The sequence below is a fragment of the Gryllotalpicola daejeonensis genome, assembly GCF_039538145.1.
Taxonomy (GTDB): Bacteria; Actinomycetota; Actinomycetes; order Actinomycetales; family Microbacteriaceae; genus Gryllotalpicola; species Gryllotalpicola daejeonensis.
Genome location: NZ_BAABBV010000001.1, coordinates 1,385,114 through 1,405,501, shown reverse-complemented (window position 1 = coordinate 1,405,501; position 20,388 = coordinate 1,385,114). Strand labels below are relative to the sequence as shown.

17 protein-coding genes are annotated in these 20,388 nt (G+C 69.4%); 10 read left to right on the top strand and 7 right to left on the bottom strand.

All coding sequences use genetic code 11. The annotated features are described in order from the left end of the window. Nucleotides 1-32: 32 nt before the first annotated feature. The 3 genes from ABD736_RS06940 to ABD736_RS06930 are packed head-to-tail and all read left to right on the top strand — an operon-like array spanning nucleotide 33 to nucleotide 3,468. On the top strand, nucleotides 33-2,492 hold the full coding sequence (locus ABD736_RS06940; RefSeq protein ID WP_344791012.1) for a molybdopterin oxidoreductase family protein: 2,460 nt from the start codon (nucleotides 33-35) through the stop codon (nucleotides 2,490-2,492). Next, nucleotides 2,489-2,944 (top strand): hypothetical protein, encoded by a 456-nt coding sequence (locus ABD736_RS06935; protein WP_344791011.1) that lies wholly within the window; start codon nucleotides 2,489-2,491, stop codon nucleotides 2,942-2,944. The genes ABD736_RS06940 and ABD736_RS06935 overlap by 4 nt, the downstream gene beginning before the upstream one ends. Continuing rightward, complete coding sequence (locus tag ABD736_RS06930; protein WP_344791010.1) at nucleotides 2,941-3,468, top strand: HPP family protein; 528 nt, start codon at nucleotides 2,941-2,943, stop codon at nucleotides 3,466-3,468. Before ABD736_RS06935 ends, ABD736_RS06930 begins: the two co-directional genes overlap by 4 nt. A gap of 34 nt (nucleotides 3,469-3,502) precedes the next feature. Here ABD736_RS06930 and ABD736_RS06925 read toward each other — a convergent pair whose 3' ends face one another. The 6 genes from ABD736_RS06925 to ABD736_RS06900 form a co-directional block, all read right to left on the bottom strand. Beyond that, on the bottom strand, nucleotides 3,503-3,841 hold the full coding sequence (locus tag ABD736_RS06925) for a DUF7882 family protein (RefSeq protein ID WP_344791009.1): 339 nt from the start codon (nucleotides 3,839-3,841) through the stop codon (nucleotides 3,503-3,505). Nucleotides 3,842-3,938: 97 nt separating this feature from the next. Beyond that, a complete protein-coding gene (locus ABD736_RS06920) occupies nucleotides 3,939-4,871 on the bottom strand; it encodes an AraC family transcriptional regulator (RefSeq protein WP_344791008.1) in 933 nt (310 codons plus the stop codon). A 16-nt stretch (nucleotides 4,872-4,887) separates the two neighbouring features. After that, nucleotides 4,888-5,055, bottom strand: coding sequence for a hypothetical protein (locus ABD736_RS06915; RefSeq protein ID WP_344791007.1), 168 nt, complete (start codon nucleotides 5,053-5,055; stop codon nucleotides 4,888-4,890). Nucleotides 5,056-5,234: 179 nt separating this feature from the next. Next, a complete protein-coding gene (locus ABD736_RS06910) occupies nucleotides 5,235-5,444 on the bottom strand; it encodes a cold-shock protein (protein WP_344791006.1) in 210 nt (69 codons plus the stop codon). A gap of 404 nt (nucleotides 5,445-5,848) precedes the next feature. Continuing rightward, nucleotides 5,849-6,967 (bottom strand): fatty acid desaturase family protein, encoded by a 1,119-nt coding sequence (locus ABD736_RS06905; RefSeq protein ID WP_344791005.1) that lies wholly within the window; start codon nucleotides 6,965-6,967, stop codon nucleotides 5,849-5,851. 124 nt (nucleotides 6,968-7,091) lie between these two features. Next, nucleotides 7,092-7,595 (bottom strand): universal stress protein, encoded by a 504-nt coding sequence (locus tag ABD736_RS06900; RefSeq protein ID WP_344791004.1) that lies wholly within the window; start codon nucleotides 7,593-7,595, stop codon nucleotides 7,092-7,094. A gap of 94 nt (nucleotides 7,596-7,689) precedes the next feature. Here ABD736_RS06900 and ABD736_RS06895 point away from each other — a divergent pair, with 94 nt between their 5' ends. The 6 genes from ABD736_RS06895 (at nucleotide 7,690) to yczR (ending at nucleotide 16,996) form a co-directional block, all read left to right on the top strand. Continuing rightward, entirely contained in the window at nucleotides 7,690-10,440 is a 2,751-nt protein-coding gene (locus tag ABD736_RS06895; RefSeq protein ID WP_344791003.1) for a cation-translocating P-type ATPase, read from the top strand. 32 nt (nucleotides 10,441-10,472) lie between these two features. Continuing rightward, on the top strand, nucleotides 10,473-11,639 hold the full coding sequence (locus ABD736_RS06890) for a S1C family serine protease (RefSeq protein WP_344791002.1): 1,167 nt from the start codon (nucleotides 10,473-10,475) through the stop codon (nucleotides 11,637-11,639). Further along, nucleotides 11,636-12,415, top strand: coding sequence for an MBL fold metallo-hydrolase (locus ABD736_RS06885; protein ID WP_344791000.1), 780 nt, complete (start codon nucleotides 11,636-11,638; stop codon nucleotides 12,413-12,415). Before ABD736_RS06890 ends, ABD736_RS06885 begins: the two co-directional genes overlap by 4 nt. Nucleotides 12,416-12,542: 127 nt before the next feature. Continuing rightward, nucleotides 12,543-13,901, top strand: a complete 1,359-nt coding sequence (locus ABD736_RS06880) for an HNH endonuclease signature motif containing protein (protein WP_344790999.1) — start codon at nucleotides 12,543-12,545, stop codon at nucleotides 13,899-13,901. A 95-nt stretch (nucleotides 13,902-13,996) separates the two neighbouring features. Beyond that, nucleotides 13,997-15,076, top strand: coding sequence for a YihY/virulence factor BrkB family protein (locus ABD736_RS06875; RefSeq protein ID WP_344790998.1), 1,080 nt, complete (start codon nucleotides 13,997-13,999; stop codon nucleotides 15,074-15,076). Between the two features lie 480 nt (nucleotides 15,077-15,556). After that, entirely contained in the window at nucleotides 15,557-16,996 is a 1,440-nt protein-coding gene (gene yczR, locus ABD736_RS06870; protein WP_344790997.1) for a MocR-like transcription factor YczR, read from the top strand. An 18-nt stretch (nucleotides 16,997-17,014) separates the two neighbouring features. Here the strand turns inward: yczR and ABD736_RS06865 are convergent, their stop codons facing one another. After that, on the bottom strand, nucleotides 17,015-19,264 hold the full coding sequence (locus tag ABD736_RS06865; RefSeq protein WP_344790996.1) for a transglycosylase domain-containing protein: 2,250 nt from the start codon (nucleotides 19,262-19,264) through the stop codon (nucleotides 17,015-17,017). A gap of 139 nt (nucleotides 19,265-19,403) precedes the next feature. On the opposite strand from ABD736_RS06865, the gene ABD736_RS06860 reads away from it, so the two are divergent. Then, entirely contained in the window at nucleotides 19,404-20,372 is a 969-nt protein-coding gene (locus ABD736_RS06860) for an NADP-dependent oxidoreductase (protein ID WP_344790995.1), read from the top strand. Nucleotides 20,373-20,388: the final 16 nt, after the last annotated feature.

Genomic DNA, 20,388 nt, shown 5'->3' with positions numbered 1-20,388 from the left:
ACCGCCCCGCCAGGATCGATGGGAGGACGAGGATGCCCGATCGCATCGCCGACATCTGGGGTGGTCGCACCCCGTTCGCGCGCGGGACGGCCTGGCCCGTGCGCGTGGACCAGAAGCTCGCGGAGGGCGTCAGCGAGTCCGAGGTCGAACGGTGGGTGGTATCCGCCTGCACCCTGTGCAGCAACGGCTGTGCGCTCGACATCGCGGTGAAAGACGGGCGCATGGTGGGCGTGCGCGGGCGCGCGCGGGATGCCGTGAACCACGGCCGCCTCGGGCCGAAGGGCCTCTTCGGCAGCTGGCAGGGCATGCAGGGTGGCGACCGGCTGACCACGCCGCTGATCCGCGGCGCCGACGGCGAGCTCGTCGAGACCGACTGGGACACCGCGATGGGGCGCATCGTCGAGAAGAGTCGTGCGCTGCTGGAAGAGAAGGGGCCGCTGAGCCACGGCTTCTACACGAGCGGCCAGCTGTTCCTCGAGGAGTATTACGCGCTCGCGATCATCGGGAAGGCGGGCATCGGCACGCCGCACATGGACGGCAACACCCGCCTGTGCACGGCGACGGCGGCCGCCGCCTTGAAGGAGAGTTTCGGCTCAGACGGTCAGCCCGGCTGCTATGAGGACATCGACGAATGCGACGCCATCGCGCTCTATGGGCACAACGTGGCCGAGACGCAGACGGTGCTGTGGGCGCGCATCCTCGACCGGCTGGCGGGCCCGGACCGACCGCAGCTGATCTGTGTCGACCCGCGCGAGACCGAGGTCGCGCGGCTGGCCGACGTGCACCTCGCGATCCACCCCGGCACGAATCTCGCGCTCATGAACGGGCTGGTGCGCGAGCTGTTCGAGCACGACTGGATCGACCACGCCTACGTCGACGCCCACACCGTCGGTGTCGACGAACTGCGCGCGGCCGTCGCGCCGTGGGATCCGGAATCCGTCGCCCAGGTCTGCGGCGTCGCGGCCGATGACGTGCGCCGCGCGGCCGAGATCATCGGCACGAGCGAGCGACTGCTGTCGACGGTGCTGCAGGGCTTCTATCAGGCATCCCACGCCACCGCGTCGTCATGCCAGGTGAACAACCTGCACCTGCTGCGCGGGCTGCTCGGCAAGCCCGGCTGCGGCATCCTGCAGATGAACGGCCAGCCCACCGCGCAGAACGCGCGCGAGACGGGCGCTGACGGCGATCTGCCCGGTTTCCGGAACTGGGAGAACGAGCAGCATGTGGCCGAGCTCGCGCGGCTGTGGGGCGTCGAGCCGGCGAAGATCCCGCACTGGGCGCCGCCGACGCATGCGATGCAGATCTTCCGCTACGCGGAGCAGGGGAGTATCGGATTCCTGTGGGTCTCGGCCACGAACCCGGCGGTATCGATGCCGGAGTCGCCGCGCATCCGCGCGATCCTGGGCAGACCTGAGCTGTTCCTCGTCGTGCAGGACCTCTATCTGACCGAGACGGCGATGCTCGCCGACGTCGTGCTGCCGGCCGCGGGCTGGGGCGAGAAGCAGGGCGCGTTCACGAACGCCGACCGCACGGTGCACCTGTCCGACAAAGCCGTCGAGCCGCCCGGGCAGGCGCGCAGCGACCTCGAGATCTTCCTCGACTACGCACGGCGCATGGACTTCCGCCGCGACGACGGTGCGCCGCTGCTCGACTGGTCCTCGCCGGAGGACGGCTTCCGCGCCTGGCAGGAGTGCTCGCGCGGCAAGCTGTGCGACTACTCGGGGCTGAGCTACGAGAAGCTGAGGGCGGGCGGCGTGCGCTGGCCGTGCAACGACGAGCACCCCGACGGCACGGCGCGGCTCTACACCGATGCCGTTTTCCGCACCGGTATGGACGTCGCCGAGACCTACGGCCACGACCTGCTCACCGGGGCGAGCGTGCCGCCCGACACATACTCGGCGATGCGCGTCGACGGCCGCGCGATTCTGAAGCCCGCCGGGTACACGTCGCCGCACGAGGTGCCCGGTGAGGACTACCCGCTGCGCTTCACGACGGGGCGCACGGCCTACCAGTTCCACACCCGCACGCGTACGGCACGCGCGCGGCAGCTGGATCGCGCCGCGCCGCGCGCATGGGTCGAATTGGCGGTGCCGGATGCTTCGGCCCTCGGCATCCGCGAAGGAGACCTCGTCCGCGTCACCTCGCCACGTGGCGAGCTGGTCGTGCCTGCGCGGGTCGGCGAGGTGCGGCCGGGCACGGTCTTCGCGCCGTTCCATTACGGCTACTGGCAGGGCGGAAAGGCGGGGCCGGGGGAGCAGCCCACGGCCGCGAACGAACTGACCATCACCGAATGGGACCCGGTCTCGAAGCAGCCGATCTTCAAGGTCGCGGCGGTGCGGGTCGAGAAGGTGGCGGGGGGCAGCGCCCCGGCGCCGGCGCCGACCACGACCGCCTCTCGGCCGGCCGAACCCGACGGCGTTCCGGTCACCGTGGGCGGTGCCGAGGCCGAAGCCGAGGAGCGGCTGCAGACCGCAGGGATGGCGCGCTCATGAAACTGCCCGTGTATCTCGAGCTGCTCGAGACGAGTGAGACCGCGCTCGCCGCGAGCTTCCGCGTCGTGGGGCGGGGGCACGCCGACGACGCCGATATCTTCCATACCTGCAGCACGCTGGCGCAGCAGTGCGACCAGCACGCCGAGGCGCTCGCACCCGTGGTCGAGCGCTACGGGCGGGCGGAGGCTGCCGAGGCGGATCGGCGGTTCGAGGCGATGGCACAGGCGCGCAGCGGCCCGCTCGGGCTGCTGCGCGACCTGCACGACGTCTTCGTGCTGGCATCCCTTGTGGAGATGACCTGGACCCTGGTGCAGCAGGCGGCCAAGGCACTGCGCGACGAGGAGCTGCTCTCGGTCGTCTCGAGCGCACTCGCGCAGACCGAGGTGCAGCTCGCGTGGCTGCGCACGCGCCTCAAGGTCGCGGCGCCGCAGACGCTGGTGGCGGCATCATGACTGCGCCCCGGGAGAGCGCGCTTTGGGGCCGTGAGCGGGTCGGTTCCCGCGACGCGATCCTCAGCGCGGTGCTGTGCGCGGTCGTGCTGGCGATCGCCGGGGGTGTGGGCCTCCTGCTCAAACAGCCGTGGCTGTTTCCGAGCCTCGGACCGACCGTCATGCTCTTCTTCGGCGCCCCCACGCATCTGTCCTCTCGCCCGCTCAACGCGGTGATCGGTCATGCGGTGGCGCTGCTCGTCGGGTATCTGTGCGTGGTGGTCTTCGGACTGACTTCGGCACAGCCGGCACCGATCCAGGGGCTGACTTCCGCGTATGTGCTCTCGGGCGCCGTCGCGGTCGGTGTCACGATGCTGGTGCTGCAGCTCGTGCAGCTTCCGCACCCGCCGGCAGGTGCCACCGCGCTGATCGTCAGCCTCGGCATCCTCGACAAGCCGCCCGCACTGCTCGAGATGGCGGCGTCCGTCGTCCTGATCACGATTCTCGGCTGGGGCTGCAACCTGCTTCTGCGCCGCGGCGTGCGCTGACGACCTTGTGCGGCCCGTCGGGCAGAGCTGGACTCTACGGCGCGGCGGGAGCGCCGGCGGCGCGCAGGTAGGCCTCTGCCTCGTTCTCGGCCATCACCGTCATGCCGCGGATGCCGTGCGCGGAGCGCGACATCGCGTCGATCCAGGTCTTGTTGAGCTGCGGCGGCTTGGAGCCGTGGAAGACGAAGATCAGCGGGACCTCCGGCGAGATCCACAGGCTCATGCGGCCCGAGCCCTTGTCCGCAGGCACGACCCAGTTGAGCAGGAACGATTCACGCACCCGCAGCTTCGCGGTGATCGCGATCTTGAGGTGCGCCAGGGTGCGCTCGTCGAATTCAAAGCCTTCGCTTGCGCCGTAGATGAGTCGTGCCACGTGTTCACCATCACTTGAGGAGGCGCCGCGACATAATCGGCGCGTGGGGGTTGTCCTGTTGACGCATCTGCTGTACGGGATGCGTAACCGCTTCTGGTCAGCGGCGCAGGGTATCGCCCGGGTTCTCGCCGAATCGCGTGCGGTACTGCGCCGCGAATCGGCCGAGGTTCGCGAACGCCCATCGGCGCGCGATGTCGGCGACGCGCACGTCGTCGCCCGCCGCAGCGAGCTCGCGGCGCGCGGCGTCGAGGCGCACGTCGCGGAGGTGGCCCATCGGGGTCGTGTCGAGCTCGCGCTGGAAGCCGAGCTGCAGCGCTCGCACCGAGATGCGCGCGGCTTCGGCGATCTGCGCGACGGTGAGGGCCTGGTCGGCGTTGTTCTCGATGAACGCCTTCGCGCGGCGCACTGCTGCGGACGACGCGAAGTCGAAGTTGCGCGCGGTCTCTGACACCTCGATCGGGAAGGCGGCAAGGGCGGCCGTCACCACGGTCTCGAGCGTCGACGCCCGGATCGCGTCGTTCTCGAACACGTCCGGAACCTGGATCACGCTGTTCCACACGTAGTTCACGGTGCGCAGCCAGTGCGAGCGCAGCACAGGGGACTTCGGCTCATGCCTGCCGAAGCGCAGATGCGCGTGGTCTACTCCGAGGCGCTGGGCCGCGGAACGGGCGAGCACGTCGGTGTCGATGTTCACGGTCAGCACGTCGAGCTGCTCCGAGAGGGAGCTGCCGGGGCCCGGCGTGAAGAGGAACGGCTGCGAGGTATCGACGTGGTCGCCGTTCGACTCGACGTTGTAGCGGCCGGCGACGTGCACGCCGAAGGCCGCGACGCGGTCGAAGTCGACCGCGATGTCCATCGTCGAGTCGATCTTGAACCGTGCGAAGGTGACGCCGTCTTCACCGCGTGCGAGGTGCTCGTACCGGAACGGGACGCCGGTGGACTCGCGCAACTCGGCGCGAGGGTAGATGCGTCGAGCCATCGCCTCGGCATGGCCGATATCGCTCGTCTGAAACGACTCGTCAATGATCATGCAGGTATTTCCGTGCTCAGGTCTGCGGTTCTGCGCCGCTGCCCTGACCACCACCCCCGCCGAGGTGCTCGTCTTCCTCGTAGTACAGATCGCAGTTGCCGCAGTACAGCGCGTGGCCGCGTTCCACGAGGGTGGTTCCACAGATGGGGCAGACGTCTGGGGTGCTGGCGTCTGGCTGGGTCATGGCGGTGACCCCCTGTTCTTTACTTCTCGATTCGCCGGGTGCCTTCGACCGTATGCAGAAAGCACGGCGGCGCGGCACCCCATTGACCTACCCCGGCCGAAGGCTCTAAGGGGTCAAGGTGCCGTGACGCACGAAGTGACCGGCGGGGAAGCCCCGCCGGTCACTTCGGTGCAGTGCGCTCAGGCCTGAGCGGGGCGGATGTTCGCAGCCTGCGGGCCCTTCTGACCGCGCTCGGTGTCGAACTCGACCTTCTGCCCCTCTTCGAGGTTGCGGAAGCCGCCGCCCGCGATGGCGGAGAAGTGGGCGAAGACGTCGGCCGAGCCGTCGTCGGGGGAGATGAAGCCGTAGCCCTTCTCCGAGTTGAACCATTTGACGGTGCCGGTGGCCATTTCGTCATCTTTCTTTCGTGTTCCCGGACCGCTGTTGCGATCCGGCGTTCCGCGGCGACGGCGCCGTCGCGGACGTAGCGGGACGTGCTGCGCTGCGTCGTGCGGCACGTCGAAAACTTCGTTGCTGAGAGCCTGGCATGCGAGCTCCAAGCTGGGGAAGACCCCGCGCACGGTCGAGCGTGCGTCGTGCAGCGCGTAACCGTCGCCGGAGAGCGCGACGAAGCCGGCGAACTCGCCGAGGATCGTCGCGACGTGGACGTCGTCGCTGGCCTGGCGCCAGACGGGCGCGGCCGAAGCGAGAACGTGCGGTGAAGCGGAAGGTGAAGCAGAGAGGTAAATCAGAAGTCGTTTCGTGAGCCGCGGCCCGGCCGACGCTGGTCGGGTGCCGCGGGAAGATCAGGGCGCTATGCGCGCCGGTACTGTGCGATGACGGGGCAGGCGAAAGGATCTCGCGCCTGCAGCCCGACCCTGTTGAGATAGGCGATGACGATGGCGTATGACTGCGCCAGTGTCGTCTCAGTGTACGGGATGCCGCTGGCTTCGCAGTGCGCGCGCACGATAATGCGCGCTTTGGCGAGTCGCGGGCGCGGCATGTTGGGGAAGAGGTGGTGCTCGACCTGGTAGTTGAGACCGCCGAACAGGGCCGTCGCCCACCAGCCGCCCGCGACATTGCGCGAGGTGCGCACCTGCTTCGAGAAGAAGTCGAGTTTGACGGATGCCGGGATGATGGGCATTCCCTTGTGGTTCGGTGCGAACGAGGCGCCCATGTAGATGCCGAAGACGGCGAGCTGCACCCCGAGGAACGCCCCGGCGATGCCGGGCGGCAGGAACCAGAACAGCAGGCCGAGGTAGAGCCCGAAGCGCGCGGCGATCAGGGCGATCTCGGTGACGCGGTGCTTCACCGGCTCGGGGCGGCCGAGCAGCTTGAACGAGGTCCAGTGCAGGTTCAGCCCCTCGAGCGTGAGCAGCGGGAAGAACAGGTAGCCCTGGCGGCGGGTGATCCAGGCCAGCAGGCCCGTCTGGCGCGAAGCATCCTCTTCGGTGAAGGAAATCGTGTCGAACGCGATGTCCGGGTCCTTGCCGAGCTGATTCGGGTTCGCGTGGTGGCGCGTGTGCTTGTTGACCCACCACGCGTAGCTCATGCCGATCACGAAAGTGCCGAGCACGCGCCCGAGGTGGTCGTTGGCGGGGCCCGAGGCGAGGATCTGCTTGTGCGCCGCCTCATGGGCGAGGAACGCGAACTGCGTGAGGATCAGACCCAGCACCCCGGCCAGGATCAGCTGGAACCAGCTGGGCCCGAGCAGCACCATTCCCACCACATCGCCGGCGGTCGCGGCCAGCAGCCCGACCGCGAGCAGCGCGTAGAACCAGCGCGCGCGGCGCAGCAGCCCTTCCGCCTTCACCGCCCGGGAAACCGCCGTGTATGAGGCGGTCGCGTCGAAGTCGCGATCGCGCGCGGTGGTGGTGCGGATGGCGCCGAGGCGACCCTCGAGAAGTTCGGCGGTGGTGAAAGGTGCGGCCATCTGGCCCCCGTTCGATCGCGGCCCAAAGAAGCCCTGTACACAAAAGGCAAGCCGCCGATCGTTGCGTGCCACGCTACAGAGAAACTGCCGGGCGAACCCGGCAGTCCCCTGTCAATCGCGCGTATCAGCTCGAGAGCGTCATCTCGGCTTCCGCTGCCGTTTCGGCCGGCGTCACCATCTCGAGCGGAGAGGCCATCGGGCGCCAGACCAGCACCGGGCAGGCCGCGCGCTGTGCGACCCGCGTGCTCACCGAGCCGAGGAACAGCGCGCGCGCCATGCCCGCGCCGGTAGAGCCGGTCACGACCATCTCGGCGTGGCGGCTCGCCTCGATGAGGATGTCGGCGGCGTCACCGTAGACGGACTGCGTGACGACCTCGACCCCCTCGGGGATCTCGACCTTGGAGAGAGCCGTCGCGAGGATCTCGAGCGAGTCGGCCTCCGGGTTCCAGTTGATCGGCGGCCCGGGCACGAAGCCCTGCCCGACCGGCCAGTTCCACGCGGTGATCACGCGCACCTTGCAGCCGAGCGCCTGTGCCAGGCGCAGACCCTCTCGCAGCGCGCCGATCGCCGCCGCCGAGCCGTCGATGCCGACGACCAGTTCGCGGTTCACGGTGGTGTGCTCGTTCATCAGATCCCTCTCTGTTCTGCTGGCCGGATTGCCATACATCTGGTATCTGAGATGAGTCTAGCGCATCCAACCTGAGCGAACCATACTGATTTCCATGGACCTCGATCGAACGATCCAGACCAGCGAACCGTGGGCAGCGCCCGCCTCCGCCGTTCTCGAGAGTCTCGGGGGAACCGAACACGGACTGACCGCAGCCGAGGCATCCGCCCGGCTCGACAGCCACGGGCGCAACATGCTCGCCCCGCCCAAGCCGGCCCCGTGGTGGAAGCGCGTGCTGCTGCAGTTCAAAGACGTCCTCATCTATGTGCTGCTCGCCTCTGCGCTGCTGAAGGCGATCATCGGCGACTGGGTCGACTTCGCCGTGATCCTCGCCGTCGCCGTCATCAACGCGGTCATCGGGCTCGTCCAGGAGGGGCGCGCGGAGCAGGCGCTCAACGCGATCCGCGGCATGATGTCGACGCAGGCGCACGTCATGCGGGCGGGCGTGTGGATCGAGGTGGATGCCGCGGAGCTGGTCCCCGGCGACGTGGTGCGCCTGCGCGCCGGCGACCGGGTGCCCGCCGACCTGCGCCTGCTCGACGCGGCGAACCTGCAGGTCGACGAATCCGCGCTCACGGGAGAGGCCGAGCCGTCGACCAAGTTCACCGAGCCCGTCGCGCCGACGGCCGAACTGGGCGACCGCAGCTCGATGATGTTCTCCGGCACGCTGGTGGCGGCGGGCACCGGTCGCGGCGTCGTCGTGGCGACCGGGGTGAACACCGAGATCGGGCACATCCAGACCCTGGTCACCGAAGTCGAGTCGGTCGAGACCCCGCTCGCGATCGCGCTCGCGCGCTTCGGCCGCCTGATCGCGTGGACGATCGTCGCGATGACGCTCGTGATGACGGCGATCGGATTCTTCGTCCACGGCTTCGGGCTGCAAGAGATCGTGTCGGCGGCCATCGGCTTCGCTGTCGCCGCGATCCCTGAGGGCCTGCCCGCGCTCGTCACCATCACGCTCGCGCTCGGCGTGCAACAGATGGCCAGGCGGCACGCGATCACCCGCCGCCTACCAGCCGTCGAGGCGCTCGGCTCGGTGACCGTCATCTGCTCTGACAAGACCGGCACGCTCACCAAGAACGAGATGACCGCGCGGGCGGTGCGCACCGCGGCGCACGAGTACGAGGTCGAGGGCACGGGGTATGCGCCCGAGGGCGTCATCACCCGCGACGGCGCCCCCGCGCCGGCATCCGCCAACCCTGATCTTCAAGCACTCGCCGAGGCGGTCGCGGTCTGCAACGACGCGCGAGTCGTGGGCGCTGCCGGCGATTGGCGCATCGTCGGCGCGCCGACCGAGGGCGCTCTCGCCGTGCTCGGCCACAAGGCCGGCGTCGACGGCGGCACCTGGCAGCGCGAGGCCGAAGTGCCCTTCGACTCCGAGACCAAGTACATGGCCGTTCTCGCGCGGGGCGACGGCGGTGAGGCATACGTCTTTCTGAAAGGAGCGCCCGACCGCGTGCTGACGCGCGCGACGACGCAGACCCAGCCCGACGGGTCCGCTGCGCCCATCGACGTCGCGCACTGGCAGCGGCAGATCAGCGAGCTCGGGCAGCGCGGCCTGCGGGTGCTGGCGGCCGCGCGGCGGCGGGCGGATGCCGGGGCGGCGACGCTCTCGCATGCCGACCTCGAGACGGGCTTCGAGTTCATCGGGGTCGTGGGCATCGTCGACCCGCCGCGCCCAGAGGCGATCGTCGCCATCGCCACCAGCCACCGCGCCGGCGTCGCCGTGAAGATGATCACCGGCGACCACCCCGACACGGCGCTGTCGATCGCGCGCGAGATGGGCATCACGTCCGGCGGCGACGCAGGGGCCGGGGATGCCGGCGCCGACGCCGCCGAGCCTCGGGTGCTCACCGGCGCCGAGCTCGAGGCGATGAGCGACGAGCAGCTACGGGCGGTCGCCGGCACCGTCGATGTGTATGCGCGCACGAGTCCCGAGCACAAGATCCGCATCGTCTCGGCGCTGCAGCACGAGGGCGAGGTCGTCGCGATGACGGGCGACGGCGTGAACGACGCGCCCGCCCTGACGCAGGCCGACGTCGGCGTCGCGATGGGGCTGAAGGGCACCGAGGCGACCAAAGAGGCCGCGGACCTCGTGCTCACCGACGACAATTTCGCGACCATCGAGCGGGCGGTCGAAGAGGGCCGGCGGATCTACTCGAACATCCGCAAGTCGATCCTGTTCCTGCTGCCGACGAACGGCGGGCAATCGCTGGTCATCCTGATCGCCGTGCTCATCGGCGCGACGCAGCTGCCGCTCGAGCCGGTGCAGGTGCTGTGGATCAACATGGCGACGTCCGTGACGCTGTCGCTCGCGCTCGCCGGAGCGGGCGCGGAGCCGGGGCTCATGGACCAGCCGCCTCGGGGCAAGGACGCCCCGCTGCTCGATGCCCGCATGGGAGTCCGCATCGGCGTGGTCTCGCTGCTCGTCGCAGCAGCCACTATGTTCTCGTTCTATTTCGAGGACGGCCACGGCGAGAACCTCGCACAGTCGCAGACCACCGCGGTCACGACGCTCGCGCTGTGCCAGCTCGCCTATCTGTTCAGCTGCCGCTTTCTCGACCGCTCGAGCCTGTCGCTCGAGGTGTTCCGCGGGAACCGCGTCATCTACATCTCCGCGGCCGTGCTGATCGTGCTGCAACTCGCCTTTGTGTATCTGCCGTTCATGCACGACTGGTTCGGGTCGGACGTCATCGATTGGCATCAGTGGGGCCTGTCGGCGCTGCTCGCAATCGTCGTCTTCGTGCTGGCTGAGGTGAACAAGGCGCTGACGAGGCGCATCGGGGAGAGCGGGGGAGCGCGATGAGCGATCGGATTCCTGAGCGGGAGGCACCGGGGATGGGCCCGGGTTCCGGCGGCGGCCGGGGCGACGGGGTGCGGGTACGGAAGGGGCCAGGGGAGGGTTCCGGCGGCGCTGGCGACGGTGCCGGCATCGGCCGCCGGCTGCGCTGGGCGCTGATCGGCACCGTCGTGGCGGCGCTCGTGCTGGGGGCCGCCGGGGGCGCCGCGACCGCGCTCGCGCTGCACGGGAGCCCGTCGGCGGCCCGGTCGACCGGCACCTCGGGCGCGGTCGGTGCCTGCGACTCGGTGCACATCGCGCGCACGGTGCTGCCGTCGGTCGTGACCGTGTCGGTGCAGCAGCCGGGCGGCGGCTCGGGCGGCGTCGGCAGCGGCGAGGTGTTCCGCAAAGACGGCTACATCGTGACCAACAACCACGTGATCTCGCCCGCGGTTGGCGGTGGCTCGATCAGCGTGACCTTCTCAGACGGCACCACAGAGCCCGCAGAGCTGACCGGGCGCGACCCGCGCTCCGACCTCGCCGTGCTCAAGGTGCAGCAGCGCGCGGGGCTGGTCGTCCTGCCGTTCGCCGACTCGGATGACGTCGTGGTCGGCCAGCCGGTGGTGGCGCTCGGCGCCCCGCTCGGCCTGTCGAGCACCGTCACGGCCGGGATCGTGAGCGCGCTCGACCGCAACGTGCCCGTGCCGAGCGACGGCGGCCAGACGACCGTTCTGGTCGGCGCGATCCAGACCGATGCGGCGATCAACCCCGGCAACTCGGGCGGCGCGCTGGTGGACTGCAACGGCAAGCTCGTCGGCGTGAACACCGCGATCGCCACCGTGCCGAACGAGGCCGGCCAGGCGGGCGGCGGCAGCGTCGGCATCGGCTTCGCCGTGCCGGCGAACCTCGCAGGCCACGTCGCGAAGCAGATCATCGCCGGTGAGCCGATCGGCTACGCCTACCTCGGACTGCAGGCGGCGCCGGTCGTCTCGCAGAGCGGGCAGACGGTGGGACTGTTCGTGCAGTCGGTGACCGCCGGCGGCCCGGCCGAGCAGGCGGGCCTGCAGGTGGGCGACATCATCACGCGGATCCATGGGCACCAGGCATCCGATCTCTCAGTCCTGAGCGCGCTCGTCACCGCGATGAACCCGGGCGACCGGGTGCAGGTGGAGTACGTCCGCGACGGTGATCGCCACACCACGACTCTGACGCTGGGAGAGCAGTGAGCAATCCGGAACCGATGCGCATCACGCTGATCGGCGGGCCGACCGCCCTGATCGAGTACGGCGGTCTCAGGCTGCTGACCGACCCGACCTTCGACCCACCGGGGGAGCACCCGAGCGGGCCGCGCACCCTGACCAAGCTGACGGGCCCTGCGGTGACTTTGGCTGGGCTCGGGCCGATCGACGCCGTGCTGCTGTCGCACGACCACCACCCCGACAACCTGGACTCTGCCGGGCGCGCGCTGCTTGCGCAGGTGCCGAAGGTGATCACGACGGATGCCGGGGTGGAGCGCCTCGACATCGCGAGTGCGGTCGCGCTCGAGCCGTGGCAGCACCTCGAGCTTTCGCCGCCAGGCGGTGGGGTCGTCACCGTCTATGGAACGCCGGCGGTGCACGGGCCGGTCGGGTACGACGCGGGGCCCGTGATCGGCTTCGTACTGGCGGGTGACGACTTGCCGACGGTCTACGTCAGCGGCGACAACGCGTCGCTGCGGGTCGTCGACGAGGTGGCGGAGAATCTCGGGCCGATCGACGGGGCCCTGCTGTTCGTCGGTGCGGCGCGCACGCCGCGCATCGACGCGTACCTGACGCTGAGCGGGCGGAAGGCGGCACGGGCGGCGGAGCTGCTCGACCCGGCCTGGGTGGTGCCGGTGCACGCCGAGGGGTGGGCCCACTTCACCCAGGGCGTGGCTGAAGTGGTCGAGGCGTTCGATGATGCGGATCTCGGCCACCTGCTGCGGGTGCTCGAGCCGGGGGAAATGGGCGAGTTCGAACTGTAGCTGTAGGCGCGGGCGGATGGCTGGGCTGTGGGGCTGGGTGTGGAGAAGTCGCTGGGCTTCCCGCACTTGTGAATAAGTGTTCTATTATTTCGTGGCCAATGTCGGATGCTTGGCGTAGTCTTGTTCTATGTCGAAGGTCGGGTCTGCCGTGTGCGGGGCGCTTGCGCGCCTGGCGGGTGTGCTGCCTGTTGACCCTTCGGCTTTGACGGATGGGCAGCTGGTGCGGCTTGCGGAGGATCTTGCCGCGGTGCACCGACACCTGGATGCGGTGGAGCTGGCGGTCGCCGGGGAGGTGCAGCACCGCTCGGACCCCGAGTCGCCGGATTCTCTGGCGCGCCGGTTGGGGTTCAAGACCGCCGCCGGGGCGATCCAGGGTCTGACGAAGAGCTCGGGCAAGGAAGCTCAGAGGCTTGTCGCGCAGGCGACGGAGTTGAAGAAGCTGCCCACTGTCGAGGCCGCCGTGTTGGACGGGCGGATCGGCCGGGAGGCCGCCGCGGCGATCAGCTCGGAGCTCACGAAGACTGCAGGCAAGGACCTCGGGAAGGCCGACGCCGCCGAACTGTCGCTGGTCGAGGCGGAACTCGTCGAGCTCGCAGTGACCGCGGGCGCGGACGAGGTGAAAGCTCGGGCGGCGGAGAAGGCCGCACTGCTCGATATCACGGCCGTGGAGGATCAGGCGCAGAAGGCGATGGCGCAGCGGTACTTCTCCATCGGCCCGACCGTCGACGGCGCCGCGAAGGTGTCCGGGCTGCTTCCGGCCGGGCATGCGGCCGTCGCGCGGGGGCTGTTCGACGCGTTCATCAACCCGAAGGGAAGGAAGACGGTCACCTTCGCCCCCGCCGACGAGGTCACGCCTGAGGACTCGCGCACGGCCGGGCAGAAGCGGGCGGACCTGTTCCGGGATATCTGCGCCTCCCAGGCCCGCTCGGCCGAGGCGCCGGAGATGGGTGGGGACCACCCCACCGTGTGGATCTCCACCACCGCCAAAGAGCTTCACTCGGGTGAGGGGCTGGCGTTCTACGCCGGCACCCCCGAACCCGTCCCCGTCTCAGAGGCCGAGCAGGCCGCCTGCGCGGGCGGCATCCAGACGGTGATCTTCGGCGACGACGGCGAAGTCCTGCGGCTCGGGCGCAGCGTGCGCGGGTTCACCCGCCGCCAGAGACGCGCGATCGCACTGCGGGACGGCGGCACCTGTCTGATCCCGGGGTGCACGGTCCCGGCGCAGTGGTGCGAGGTCCACCACGTCATCAGCTACAAGAACGGCGGCAACACCGACCTCGACAACGGCGTCCTGCTGTGCTGGTTCCACCACCACGAAATCGACCACGGGCCCTGGCAGATCCGGATCATCACCGGCACCCCCGAAGTCCGCTACGCCCACGGCGGGCGGGTCATCGACTGGGCGCCCGCAGGCGATGGCGCAGCCGCCAGACTCAAACAGCAGGCGGGAGCACCACCCGGCGCGCAAGAACCACCCGGCCCGTAGGCCACTTATGAGCGGTCTTATAGCGCGCGGCCTAGGCGAGAGCGCGAGGCGAATTGCCAGGCATCCGCGCCGACCCACCTGGGTATCGAATTCGCATGCCCCAGCCGTCCGCGTGGCGTTACGCGCTGCGACGCGCGATCCATGTGCTGCTCGTCGAGCGCATCGTCGACATGGCGGGCAGCCTCGCGTTCTTCAGCGTGCTGTCCGTGTTTCCCGCACTGCTCGCCGTATTCGGCATCTTCGGACTGATCGGGCAAGGGCGGCACACCGCCGAGGCACTGCTGACGGTGGCGCAGCAGGTCGGTCCGAGCGATCTCATTGAGCCATTGCGCCCGACCATCGAGCACCTCGCGAGCGTCGGCGGCACCGGTGCGGGCATCGGCACGGCAGTTGCCATCATCGTGGCCATCTGGACCGCCTCGCGCTATGTCTACGCGTTCTCCGGTGCGCTGAACCGCATCTACGGGGTGCAAGAAGGTCGCCGCTACTGGAAGTACCGCCTGGTGCAGCTCGCCATCACGGTCGCGATCATCGTGCTGGTGGCGATCGTGCTGTTCGTTCTGCTGTTCTCCGGCTCTGTGTTCGGCCCCCACGGCATCGCGAGCGTCGGCGACGCCGCATTCGCCGTCTGGACCGTCGTGCGCTGGGTGATCGCCGCCGCCGCGATGGTGGTGGTCATCGTGCTGCTCTACTGGGGAACGCCGAACGTCCATCACGGGCGCATCAAGTGGCTGACGGCGGGTGGCATCACGGCACTCGTGCTGATGGCTGCGGCATCCGCTCTCTTCGTCCTCTACGTCACCCACTTCTCGACGTTCCATCGCGAATACGGCGCGCTCGCCGGACTCGTCGTGTTCCTCGTGTGGCTCTGGCTGATGAACGTGATGCTGGTGTTCGGCGCCGCGTTCGACGTCGAGCTCGAGCGCGTGCGCGAGCTGCGAGCCGGGCAGGATGCCACGCGTCACCTGCAGCTGCCGCTGCGTGACGACCGGCGCATCGCCACGCTGCGCCGCCGCGAGAACGAGCTGGCGGCGAAGGCGGTGCGCTTCCTACCGACCGGCTACGACTCCGGGGCCGTCAGCGGGCACACCGTCGATGGACCGCGACACGAGCAGCGTCGCCGTGATGACACGGGTGCGGCCGCCGACCTGGTCGACGACGGTCGTCACCTTTAGCGCGCGGGCGTCCGGCGCGGCATCGACGGGCAGCAGGAAGCGCACCCGGTCGCGGCCGTCGACCGCGCCGAGCAGCTCGAACGGCGCGATGCGATCGCGGCGCGTGAGCGCCGTGCGCCGACTGTGCGGCGCGATGAAGAGCAGGGAGATCGGGGATGCCGCGCGCGCCCGCGCCGACACCATGACGGGACTGTCGTTCTGGTTGTCCACGTCGACCTCTGCGTAGAGACCGACCCCGTCGGCCCAGCGCAGCTGCATCAGCCGCACGCGCACGAGTGCGTCCCCGAACATGTCGCCGTCGTTGACGCCCACGCGGAAGAGCGCGGCGACCGTGCCGAGGGAAAGAACGGTGCAGACGAAGAAGCCAAAGAGGTTGCTCATGGGTGCCTTGCGAAGTATTGGACTGATTGGATCGAATGAAGAAAGCCAATCGTCCGATTGGCTGGCATTCAAGAGGCCGCATCCGATAAATTGGCTCCCATGGCACACGGTCGATTGGGCGCACGGGCGCTGCGAGATCTACTGGGCGACTGGCGCAGCGACGCGCCGGCGTATGAGGCGCTTTCGGATCGGGTGCGGCTGCTGCTGCTCGACGGTCGCGTCTCGTCAGGCATCCGTCTGCCCGCAGAGCGCGAGCTTGCCGACGCACTCGCCCTCAGCCGCACGACGGTCGCGGCCGCTTACCGCCGGCTGCGAGAGACGGGCTACGCCTCGAGCGTGCAGGGCTCGGGCACGACGACGCGACTGCCGAACGCACGCCCGGCCGCCGGAGTTCCCGGTGGCACGCTGATCGGCTTCACGCACGCGTCATTGCCTGCGACGCGGATGCTTCCCAGCGCGCTCGACGACGAGCTGCTGGCCGACTACCGCTCGCATTTCGGCACGCTCGGCTACGACGGCATCGGGCAGCTCGAGCTGCGCGAGGCCATCGCCGACTGGTACGGCCGCCGCGGCCTGCCCACCGACCCCGAGCAGATCGTGGTGACGACCGGCTCGCAGAGCGCGATCTTCCTCGCGGCGAAGGCGCTCGTGAACCGCGGCGATCGGGCGTGGGCCGAGAGCCCGTCCTACCCGAACGCCTACGACGCGCTCCGCGACGCCGGCGCGCGACTCATCACGACGCCCGTCACCGTCGAGGACGGCTGGGATCTGCCCGCGCTCGAAGCGGCCTTTCAGCGCTCGGCGCCGGCGGTCGCCTACACGATGCCTGACTTCCAGAATCCGACCGGCCGGTCGATGTCGATGCGCGATCGCGAACGGATCCTCGAGGCGGCGGCGGCCGCGGGCACCGTCGTGATCGCCGACGAGGCGACCGCAGAGCTCGACATCGACCGCGGCGTGGTGCTGCCGCCGCTCGGCGCACTCGCCGAAGCGCACGGGGCAGAGGTCGTGCACATCGGCTCAGCGAGCAAGCAGATCTGGGGCGGACTGCGCATCGGGTGGCTGCGCGCCACCCCGCAGCTCGCCAGGCGCATCGCGGCCCAGCGCGGCTCGACGGACCTCGCCGTGCCCGTGTTCGAACAGCTCGTCGTGGCGCGCCTGCTGCCGCATTCCGCCGAGATCGCCGAGGAGCGCCGCGAGCAGCTGCGCGTCGGCCGCGAGACGGCCCGCACGATGATCTCCGAGCTCTTGCCCGACTGGACGTTCCCGCCGCGGCTCGACGGCGGCCTGGCCGCGTGGGTCAACCTCGGCGCACCGGTCAGCTCGCAGCTCGCCCTCGCTGCGCACGCCCGCGGTCTGCTCGTGGCCGCAGGCCCACGATTCGGGATCGACGGGGCGTTCGAGCGCAATCTGCGCATCCCGATCGCCGCCGACCCCCAGGCGCTGCGCCAGGGGATCGAGGTGATCGCCGAGCTGTGGCCGTCGGTGCACCGGCTCGCGCGCGCCGAGTTCGAGAGTTACGCCGGCACGGTGGCGTAGGGCGCTGCTTCGGCCGGCTCAGTGCCCCTTGCCGTGGCCACCGCCGCCCTTCGACGGCGGGGCGGGCGCCTTCGGCGGCGCGGGCTTGGCCGGCGCGGGCTTGGTCGGCCCCGTTCCTTTGTGCGTGTAGTGCGGCTGGGTCACAGCCCCGAGCAGCTTCGGGTCAGGCCCGGGCAGCGCGGCACCGCCGAAGGCGCGGTCGAGCACCGGCAGCAGCTGGTGCGCGATCGAGAACTTCGAGGTGTAGCCAGTCGTGCCCTGCAGCAGCGGGAAGTGCTCGAGCCCGACGTGACCCGATGCGTTGCCGACCCAGATCGCCGTCGTGTAGTTGGTCGACGACGTGATCATCCAGTTCTGCTCGTCACCGTCGGTCGTACCGGTCTTCGCGAACAGCGGCACCCCGTCGTTCGGGTTCGCGGTCGCCGCCGTCCCTGCACCCTTGAGCACGCCTTGCAGTGCGTACTCCACGGTGTTCGCGATATTCGAGGGCATGCTGCCGTGGCACTTCGCGCCGGTGAAGGGCACCTTCTTCCCCGTCGAGTCGGTGATCGAGGTCACGGCGATCGGCGTGCAGACGGTGCCGCCGTTGGAGAACCCCGCGTAGGCCTCGGCCATCGTGAGCGGCGAGATCAGATTCGTGCCGAGGATCTCCGACGGGAACTCCTCGAAGGGCCCGTTGTTGGCGAGGTGCACGCCCATCGCCTTCGCGTTCGCGGCGACGCCGCACAGGTCGATCTGGCGCCCCATGTTCGCGTAGGCGGTGTTGATCGACTGCGCCGTCGCCGCCATCACCGACATCGACCCCGGCACGGCCTCGTTGTCGTTGTTCTGCACGTTCCACACCTGGCTGCCTGCACCGATGTTGTAACAGCTGTTGTGGAAGTCCGAGAAGGGGAAGTGCCGACCAGCAGTCGACACGTACTGGTTCAGGGTGTGGCCCTCTTTGAGCCATTCGGCGAGGGTGAACGGCTTGAAGGTCGACCCGGTCTGGAATCCCATCGACCCGCCGTAGGCCTGGTCCGTGTTGTAGTTCACGCTCGTCACGCCCGGCGCGTCGCTGTTCCCGAAATCGGTGTTCTGCACCATCGTCACGATCTGGCCGCTGCCCGGGCGCACGGTCACATTCGTGCCGCCGAGCGAGACGCCGCCCGCAGACTTCGGCACGTAGCTGCTCAGCGCCTTCTGCGCCGCCGCCTGCAGGTCGAGGCGCAGCGGCGTGTGGATCTGCAGCCCGGCCGTGTCGAGCTTCTCGATCCGCTCGGCCGACGTCTTGCCCAGAGCGGGGTCGGCGAGCAGCGTGTCGCGCACGTACTGGCAGTAGTACGCCGCGTCGTACTTGGCCGCCGCGGCGCAGCCGGATGCCTGCTGAGTGATCTTCGGAGTGATCGGCGTCTTCTTCGCCGCCTCGTACTGCTCCTCTGAAATCGAGTTGTGCGAGCGCATCTTGTCGAGCACGTAATCTCGCCGCTCGAGCGTCAGCTTGTAGCCGTTCTTCGCGCCGTTCTTCGGGTTGCTCGGCTCGTCGATGCGCAGGTTCGACGGGTTGTTGAGGATCGCGACGAGGGTGGCCGCCTGCGGGACGGTGAGGTGTGCGGCATCCGTGCCGAAGTAGTAGCGCGCGCCCGCCTGCACGCCGTAGGTCGTCCCACCCAGGCCGACGATGTTGAGATAGCCGGTCAGGATCTGGGCTTTCGAATACTGCCGGTCGACGGCCGACGCATAGCGCATCTCCTGCAGCTTGCGCTCGGGCGTGACTTCGATCGCCTTGTTGTAGCAGGTGTCGATGGCCTTCTTGGAGCTCAGCCGCTCGCACTGCTGCACCAGCACGTTCTTCACGTACTGCTGGGTGATGCTCGAGCCGCCCTGCACGTTGTCGCCGTGACCGAGCGCCGTCGCGAGCGTCGCGCGAATGGTGCCGATCACGTCGACGCCGCCCTCTTGGTAGAACCGAGGGTCCTCCGTGTCGATCGCAGCGTCTTTCACGGTCTGCGCGATCTCGTCAGGGTCGACGTTGACGCGGTCCTGCGAATAGAACGTCGCGACGGCGACCTCGTGCCCCTTGCCGTCTTGCGCATAGAGGGTGCTGATCTGCTGCGGCGTCTCGATCTTCAGATAGTCGGGCATCGAGAAATAGGTGCCGAGGGTGCCGTGCACGCCGTCGGCGCTGAGCACGGCGAACGGCGCCAAGGATGCAGCCGCCAAGACGCCCGCCACGGCCGCCGCGATGACGAAACCGACAAGGGCGCCGAGCTTACCGAGAATGCTCATCGCTTCGACCATATAAAGACGCGACGCGCCGATGTACCCCTTTCAGGGGACTCGAGGGGAAGCCATAATGCGGGCGCTAAGGTGCCCGCCCGCAAAGATCGGGCGCATGCTCGCGGCGCTTGCCGGGCAGGATGAAGGTATGACGTCGCCGTCCCAACCCGAACTCCCCGAAACAGCCAAAGCCGTTCTGATCACCCGCGCAGGCGGCCCAGAGGTGCTTGAGTTGCGCGACGTCCCGGTCGCAGCACCCGGCCCCGGCGAGGTGCTGGTGCGCGTGCGGGCGGCCGGCGTGAACCCGGTCGACGCGAAGATCCGCAAAGGGTCGCGCGGTGACATCACAGAGCCCAAGAGAATCGGGGCGGATGCCTCGGGCGTGGTCGTGGCCGCAGGCGAGGGTGTCACCTTCCGCCCCGGCGACGAAGTGATCGGCTGGGGGCAGCCGGGCACCTACGCCGAATACGTCACGGGGCCCGCCGCGAAGTGGACGCCCAAGCCCGCCGAGGTGAGCTTCCCCGAGGGGGCTGCGCTCGGCGTGCCCGGCGGCACGGCCTATCAGTGCCTCAAATCTGTCGGCCTCGTGCCCGGCGAGACGCTGCTCGTGCACGCAGGTGCCGGAGCCGTCGGCCAGGCTGCGGTGCAGTTCGCGAAGCTGTGGGGCGCGAACGTGGTCGCCACGGCGAGCGAGTCGAATCACGAGCGTCTGCGCACGCTCGGTGCCGTTCCCGTCACCTACGGCGACGGTCTGCTCGACCGGGTGCGCGAGGCCGCGCCTCAGGGCATCGACCGCGTGCTCGAAGCGGCTGGAACCGATGAGGCGCTCGAGGTGTCACTCGCCCTCGTCGACGACCCCACCCGCATCGTCGAGATCGTCGTTCCCGGCTGGGCGGCCGAGCATGGGGTCACCGTGTTCAGCGGGGGTCTGCCCGGCTCCATGACGCCAGAGGCGAACGCGCTCCGCGACGAGGCGATCCCCTACACGGCGAAGCTGATCGCCGAGGGGCGCTTCTCGGTGGAGCTCGGCGAGGCGTTCGCGCTCGCCGACGCCGCCAGGGCCCACGAGCTGGTCGAGACCGGTCACCCGCGGGGCAAGATCGTGCTCACCCCCTGATTCCTCTGAACCGAAC